Source organism: Frankia sp. CgKIO3 (assembly GCF_977946435.1).
On the sequence record NZ_CDWTMO010000190.1, the window covers coordinates 1 to 6,950 of the forward strand.

5 protein-coding genes, 1 other RNA gene and 1 pseudogene are annotated in these 6,950 nt (G+C 68.1%); 3 read left to right on the plus strand and 4 right to left on the minus strand.

From position 1 onward, the window contains the following. Positions 1-52 precede the first annotated feature (52 nt). Positions 53-426, minus strand: a transfer-messenger RNA (tmRNA) gene (ssrA, locus tag AC08OJ_RS17275). 298 nt (positions 427-724) lie between these two features. On the opposite strand from ssrA, the gene AC08OJ_RS17280 reads away from it, so the two are divergent. Both AC08OJ_RS17280 and AC08OJ_RS17285 read left to right on the plus strand, forming a co-directional pair. Beyond that, positions 725-1,198: a VOC family protein gene (locus AC08OJ_RS17280; protein WP_476596269.1), complete on the plus strand. Its 474-nt coding sequence runs from the start codon at positions 725-727 to the stop codon at positions 1,196-1,198. Between the two features lie 105 nt (positions 1,199-1,303). After that, complete coding sequence (locus tag AC08OJ_RS17285; RefSeq protein WP_476594242.1) at positions 1,304-2,014, plus strand: YoaK family protein; 711 nt, start codon at positions 1,304-1,306, stop codon at positions 2,012-2,014. Here AC08OJ_RS17285 and AC08OJ_RS17290 read toward each other — a convergent pair whose 3' ends face one another. The 3 genes and pseudogenes from AC08OJ_RS17290 to smpB all read right to left on the minus strand — a co-directional run bounded on the left by AC08OJ_RS17290 (position 2,015) and on the right by smpB (position 5,017). Continuing rightward, positions 2,015-2,923, minus strand: coding sequence for an NAD(P)-dependent oxidoreductase (locus AC08OJ_RS17290; protein ID WP_476594241.1), 909 nt, complete (start codon positions 2,921-2,923; stop codon positions 2,015-2,017). Between the two features lie 49 nt (positions 2,924-2,972). Further along, positions 2,973-4,342, minus strand: a pseudogene (locus AC08OJ_RS17295) (THUMP-like domain-containing protein). 195 nt (positions 4,343-4,537) lie between these two features. Beyond that, positions 4,538-5,017, minus strand: a complete 480-nt coding sequence (smpB, locus tag AC08OJ_RS17300) for an SsrA-binding protein SmpB (protein ID WP_011435254.1) — start codon at positions 5,015-5,017, stop codon at positions 4,538-4,540. A gap of 661 nt (positions 5,018-5,678) precedes the next feature. Here smpB and AC08OJ_RS17305 point away from each other — a divergent pair. Continuing rightward, on the plus strand, positions 5,679-6,950 hold a 1,272-nt coding region (locus AC08OJ_RS17305; protein ID WP_476596270.1), incomplete at its 3' end, for an HNH endonuclease signature motif containing protein.

A 6,950-nucleotide genomic window follows, 5' to 3' on the forward strand; every position in this document is an offset into this window, starting at 1 on the left:
GGCATTGAGACTGGTCAGGGGCCTGCCCATAAAGGACAGACCCCCGCCAAACGAGTGGAGGTGGCGGGAATCGAACCCGCGTCCTCCGGCCCCGACACAGGGCTTCTCCGGGCGCATCCTGCTACTTGTTTCTCAGCCCCGTCGGACACGCAGGCAAGCCGACATAGGCTCAGTCGCTGTTTGATGTCCCGACCGACCCCGCGACCGGGTCAGCCGGTAATCCTCCTAGCGACGTCAGATTCTGGGCCGGAGGCTCTCCCAGACTGACGACTACCTAGTCCCTCTTAAGCGGCGAGCGCGTAAGTGGGGGTAGTGGGCTGCGTCTTGTTGGCAGCTGTTGTTCTGAACGGATCGTTAACGAGATAACCGCTCATCCTCGGCCCGCTTCCCCTGCCTCGACGTCCGGAGTCGAAGCCGGTCACCCCCAAGTTCGGATCAGTTACGGCATTTTAGCATACCGCACGACGTGGGCGCCAGCACCAGCCGACAGACGCTCCTGTCAACCCGGCCCATCGCGCGCGTCACTGCATCCAACGCTCGGACGCCAGCTCCATGTTCCCACGTCGGGCACCCCGCGTACCAACGGGTTTCCGATGCGGCGGGCCGTGGCGGGCGCGCGTCACGGCGGCCGGGCCCCGTGGGCATGCCGTCGCGGGCAACGCCGTTGTACGGAGTTGTTGTATGGATAACGGCTACCAGACGACCAGCGCCTCGGGAGATCACCGTGGAGATCAAGGAACTGGGACATCTCGTCCTCTACGTCCGGGACATCGGGCGTTCCAGCGCCTTCTACCGGGACGTACTCGGCTGGCGGCAGATCTTTCCCGACCCGACGGGCGCGGACGGCAACCCACTGCGGGCCCCCGCCGCCGCGTTCTCCTCCGGACGCACCCACCACGAGCTGCTCCTCATCGAGGTCGGCGAGGACGCGGCGGCCATACCCCAGGGCCGGCGGGTGGGATTGTACCACTTCGGACTGAAGGTTGGCGACAGCGATGACGAACTGCGCGCGGTGCTCGCCCGTCTGCACGACGCGGATGTGACCATCGTCGGCGCGTCGGATCACACGGTCACCCACAGCTTGTACATCCTCGACCCAGATGGCAACGAGATCGAGCTCTACATCGACGTTCCCGGGGTCGACTGGCGGAGCACTCCCGCGCTCGCCGCGACTCCGGTCCGTCCGTTGCGGCTCTGATCTGATCAGAAGATCTGATCTGATCAGATCAGAGGCGCCGAGATCAGAGGCGCCGGGAGTTCCCGCCTCCCGCCGCACCGGCCGTCACTCGGTGAAACTGTGCCCATGCGGCCGTCCCCCGACCAGCGTCGACGGCTGCCGGCGCTGCTGGTGGCGTTGGCGATCCTCACCGGTCTCGTCGACGCGGTCAGTTTTCTCGGACTCGGCCGGGTATTCGTGGCCAACATGACCGGAAACGTCGTCCTGCTGGCCTTTGCGCTGGCCGGGGCCCCGGGCCTGTCCGCCGACCTGTCGGCGCTGGCCCTGGCCGGGTTCCTGGCCGGAGCCGTCATCACCGGACGGATCGGCACGGTGACCATAATCGGCGGTCGTCGCTTCTCGTGGCTGATCATCGCGATGGCCGCGCAGACCGGGCTGATGGCCGGCGCGCTGATCGCCGCGATGGTCACCCAGGGACTCGGCACAGAACCCGAGATCCCTGAGATCCCCGAGGCCCGGCCCTATACCGTCATCCTCCCGCTGGCCCTCGCGATGGGCCTGCAGCACGCGACGGCTCGGCGGATGGCCGTTCCGGACATCCCGACGAACGTGCTGACCAGCACCTTGACCGGGATCATCATCGACTCCCGGCTCGGTGGGGGAATGGGCCGCGGTGGGGCGCGGCGGTTCGCCGGCCCCGTCGCCATGTTCGCCGGAGCCCTGATCGGGGGCCTGTGCCTGCTCCATCTCGGCCGGATCGTCCCGCTCGTCGTGGCGACCGGTACCGTCACCGGCTGCCTGATCGCCACAGTGACCGGCACCGTTGCGGCGCCATGATCAGGAAGCCGGGGAGGCTTCGCCACCCGCGCCACCCGGCCTGGTCGCACGGCGCCGCTGCCGGATGACGACCGTCGTGTCGAGACCACCCTCGCCGTCCGCCTGGGCAGCGGCGAGATCCCGCTCGGCCAGCTCGATCATCGGCAGCGGGATACCACGCCGGCCCGCCTCGGCAAGGCAGATCCGCAGATCCTTGCGCATCCAGTCGACCGCAAACCCGAAATCGAACTCGTCGCGCACCATGGTCTGACCACGATTCGCCAGGTACCACGAGTTGGCGGCGCCGCCGGCCACGGCGGAAAGCACCAGATCGGTGTCCAGACCGGCGGCAATAGCGAAGTTGATGGCCTCGGCCGCCCCTTCGACGGCTCCCGCCACCAGAATCTGATTGACCATCTTGGTGAGTTGTCCGCTACCGACCGGCCCGGCCCTCGTGATAGTCGCGCCGTAGGCGGCGAGCACCGGCCTGGCCCGCTCGATCGTCTCAGGATCCCCACCGCACATGATGCTCAGCCGGCCGGCCACGGCACCTGCCTCCCCGCCGGAGACCGGGGCGTCGACGAAACCGACGCCGACCTCGGCGGTGCGCGCCGCGATCTCCTCCGCGAGTTCCGCGGAGGTCGTCGTGTGATCGACGATGATCGCACCGGGCCGAAGCGCTCCCAGCATCCCGTCGGTACCGAGGACGACCTCGCGGACGTCGTCATCGGCACCGACGCAGAGGCAGACGACGTCGACCTCAGTCGCCGCGGCTGCGGGCGACGGCGCGATCCGGCCGGAATGTTCCTCGACCCAGCGTGCCGCGGTCGCGGCCGTGCGGTTGAACACGGTGGTGGAGAACCCGGCCCGAACCAGGTGACCGGCCATGGGAAATCCCATCGTGCCCAGTCCGACGAAGGCAACACGCATGAACGTCACTCCTGTTTCGCCCCCGATGGCGTCCACCGGGATTGGTCGGTCATGAGGATCGGTCGGTCGCCACCGCCCCGGCATCCGATGCCCCGACATCCGATGCCGGGGTGCAGACGAAGGCCCAGGGAGCTCCACGCAGCCTCGTCATCACCACGGTGACAGCCGGTCCACCGGGAATCAGATCACGACGGCGGGGTAGCAACCGGCGGCGGATCTCCTCGACGTCGCCGGCGAGGCCGCGTCGCCGGACGTCCAGCGAACCGATCTCACGAGACCGCAACAGGTCCGCGATCCGGCGCACGTCGAAGGGCAGCTCGGCCTCGATGCGCAGCAGGCGGGAGAAGGGGGTCGTCACTGCCTCGTCGGAGGTCAGGAAGGCGATCATTGGATCAATCTGCCAGGCTCCAAGGCGCCGCCCGAGCTCGCCGACCAGGCCCGCCCGAGTGACCGCCGGGCTCGGATCGTGGAGGAACCGACCCGGAGCCGCTACCCGATCGGCGACCTCGCCGACCCGACCCGCCGGTCCCGCCGGTCCCACCGGTCCCGTATCCGCCGGGAGGACTGGATCCGGGGTCCCGGTGAGGCTCGCCGGCGCTTCCCCGGCCCGCAGGGAGGCCGTGCTGCCCGGCCCGGGCAGCACAGTGGCGCGACGCGAGGCGGTCGCGAGGGCCGGTGAGAACAGCACGGCCTCCTTGAGATCCCGTCCGTCGGCCACGAACTCGATCTCCCAGCCGGGGGGAACCAGTTCCGTCGCCAGCCCTGGCGCGGCCTTCACCGCGATAGCCGCAACCTTGTCGGCAAGCCCGAAGCACCAGGCCAGCGGCGGCTCGCTCGCCCGCGACGCCAACCGACGGTCGCCGGCACGCCGGGCCGGATCGACGAACACGGCGTCGCATCCGGAGAGGTCCACCTCCCGCACGTCGGACAGGCGCGTCTCGAGGCATCCCGTCGGCACGGCCGATCCCGTGAGCGGAACGGTCGTGGACGGAAGGGCCGAAGGCGGCGCGATCGTGCCCTCGGCCGCGTGGACGGCGACGTTGAGCGCGGCCATCCGCAGATGAACCGGATCCCGGTCGACGATCATGATCTCCCGGCCCCGGGCGAGGGCCAGCGCGTCCCCGCCGATCCCCGTGCACAGGTCGGCGAGCCGGCCTAGGCCGGTGAACCGCGCGGCCCGATGCTCGGCCCCGCCTGCGAGGACGCCTGTTCCAACCCGGCTCGGGTGAAGAACATCCGATCGGCCCGGGCAAACTTGACCATCGCGCGCCGCCTCAGCTCCGCCTGAGTGAACGCGGAGGCGAGGAGCGCGGGGGACACGCCCTCGGCGCGCAGGCGGGCACCGACAGCCAGTTCCCGGGCCGCGCCTCCACCAGCACGCTCATCCTCGGCAAATGCCGCGACCGCCGCCGCCAGCACCGCCTCACCCTGTGCGCTCAGCAGGGCCTCGAGCTGCGCCAGCCGGTCGCCGTCGGAGGCGGTCACGGCGACTCGGATGGTGCCGGAACCGGCGAATCCGCGGCACGACGACGAAATAACGACGACGGGAACCATGACAGGAACGTCGACAGGAACATCGGCGGCCCCACGGACGGTGTCATGGACGGCTGGCTATCAAAGGTAGCGCCCCTTGGCTCGGCGGCCCATCGCCCGGCCGATCTCCCGGGCCGCGTCCCGCTCCGCGATCGCGTGCCGTTTGTCGTACGACTTGCGGCCACGCGCCAGCGCAATCTCGATCTTCGCCCGCCCGTCCTTCCAGTAGAGCGAGAGCGGGACCAGCGTGAGCCCACCCTCCTGGGTCTTACCGACCAGTTTTTCGATCTCCGCCCGATGCAGCAGCATCTTGCGCTTGCGGCGGGGGGCGTGGTTCGTCCAGGTCCCCTCGGTGTACTCGGGGATGTGCACGTTGTGCAGCCAGATCTCACCATCGCTGATCTGGGCGAACCCGTCGACGAGCGAGGCCCGCCCGGCCCGCAGCGCCTTCACCTCGGTGCCACGGAGCACCAGCCCAGCCTCGTAGGTGTCGAGGATGTCGTAGTCATGCCGGGCGCGCTTGTTCTGCGCGATCAGTCTGCGCCCCGTCTCCCTCGGCACTGTCCTGTCCCTCTTCCCACACCGTTCGCGAAATCTTCTCCGAACCTACGTCCTGCCTCCCGCGTCGGTGACACGCCCGGCTCCACCGCGAGGACACTCATGGTATCGATCATGTGAGCGCCATCGTCGGTCGCCGGCGTGGCCCGGGTGACATCGCCGAGCGCTCCGTAGGGCGACGAGCGCCGTCAGCGCGCCCCGCGGAGGAGCCGCCACGGCGGCGACTTGGGCGTTCAACACCTTCCACCTCCTTGCTCGGCTGTCGAGCTTGCCCGGCCGTCGAGACGCTGGACTTGATGAGACGCTGGACTTGATGAACGGCGCCAGCGAGCACTATACTCGAACACATGTTCGATGATTGGAGTGTTCGGGCGAATCGGCGGCGGTTCCTGCCAGCAGATCCAACCGTTCCCTCCAAGTGCCCATGACAGGCAGCATGATGCATCCAATGACCAGACCCAGTTCATCGCTTCGGCCCGGCTCACAGTCCAGTCCGGGTAAGCCCAGTTCGGACGAGTCCAGCCCGCGCGAGGAAGCAGAGGCCCTGGGCCCCCGCGACACCGGGGTCGACGACAGTGGTTCTCTTTCCCGTCGCCTGGACTCATCGATGGTTTATGGTCGTCGTGTAGCTGAATTCGACGCGGACGGATGTCTCCGAGCGGATGTGGCTATCGGTCGGGAGATCGCACGCTGGGAGGCGGCACGGCTGCTCGTGAGAGCGAGGTTCGCGCAGCTACGGCCGCCCACGGAAGAGGATGAGAGCGGGGCTGCCAGGGGATTTCACGAGTTCGCGGGAGACGAACTGGCTGCCGAGCTGAGAATATCATCAGCGTCGGGAAACAAGCAGTTGGGTTTCGCGGTCGGCGTCGTCCGCCGCATGCCGGCCGCGCTGACTGCTCTTGAACATGGTGAGCTGGATTCCCAGCGGCTGGCCGTGCTGGAACGACTGACGGCCAACCTGTCGGACAGCCAAGCCGCGGACGTGGCGGAGACGGTTCTGCGCCGGGGTGGGCGGCCAAGCCACGCAGCGTTCGCGGCCGCCGTGCGACGGCGTGTGGTGGTGGTAGACCCTCAGGGCGCGGAGCAGCGTCGCCGCAGGGCGGCGAAGGCGCGTCGGGTGACGGTGCGGGCCGAGCCGGATGGTATGGGCCGCATCTCGGCATCGCTTCCGGCGGACCGCATGCTCGCGGCGTTTCGACGAGTGGACCTTCTGGCGAGAAGAGCAGGCGGTGCGCAGGACGGTCGCGGGCTCGACCAGCGTCGGGCCGACGTTTTCTACGACCTGCTGATGGGGCAGGATTGTGACCGTGTCAGTATCGAGATGCAGGTGGTCGTGTCGGCTTCCTGTCTGCTGGGTATGTCGGAACAGCCGGCGGAACTTCCCGGTTATGGCCCGATACCGGCCGGCCTCGTTCGCGAGATGGCCGAGAACCCCCGGTGCACATGGCGGCGCATACTGATGGATCCGCCGGAAGGACGAGTCCTGGAGGTCAGCCGGCGTCGATTTCCCTCAGCCGCCCTGGCTCGTCATGTTCGAACTCGAAACCCTACATGTGTCTTTCCGGGATGCGAGAAGCCTTCCATTCACTGCGATCTTGATCATACTAGGTCGCATCGTCGAGGTGGCCAGACGAGCGAGCGGAATCTCGGGCCAAAATGCCGGAGGCATCACCGGCTGAAACACGCGGATGAAAAGCGGCCCAGGCGTGGCGCCGAGGAAGGTGCTACGAGAAGACCGGGGCGGCCGGATACATCATCTCCCGATCAATCCACGCAGAAGGGATGGTCCGTGTGCCAGCCCAGGCCTGGACATTTCATCTGGACGAGCCTCAATGCCGCTTCCACTAGTTGGATCTTGATGGTCGTCGGTGTGTCGGTTCCGGCTGTTCTGTCTGGTTGCCGGCATGATTGGGGTGTGTGGCGGGCAGTGAGGCGG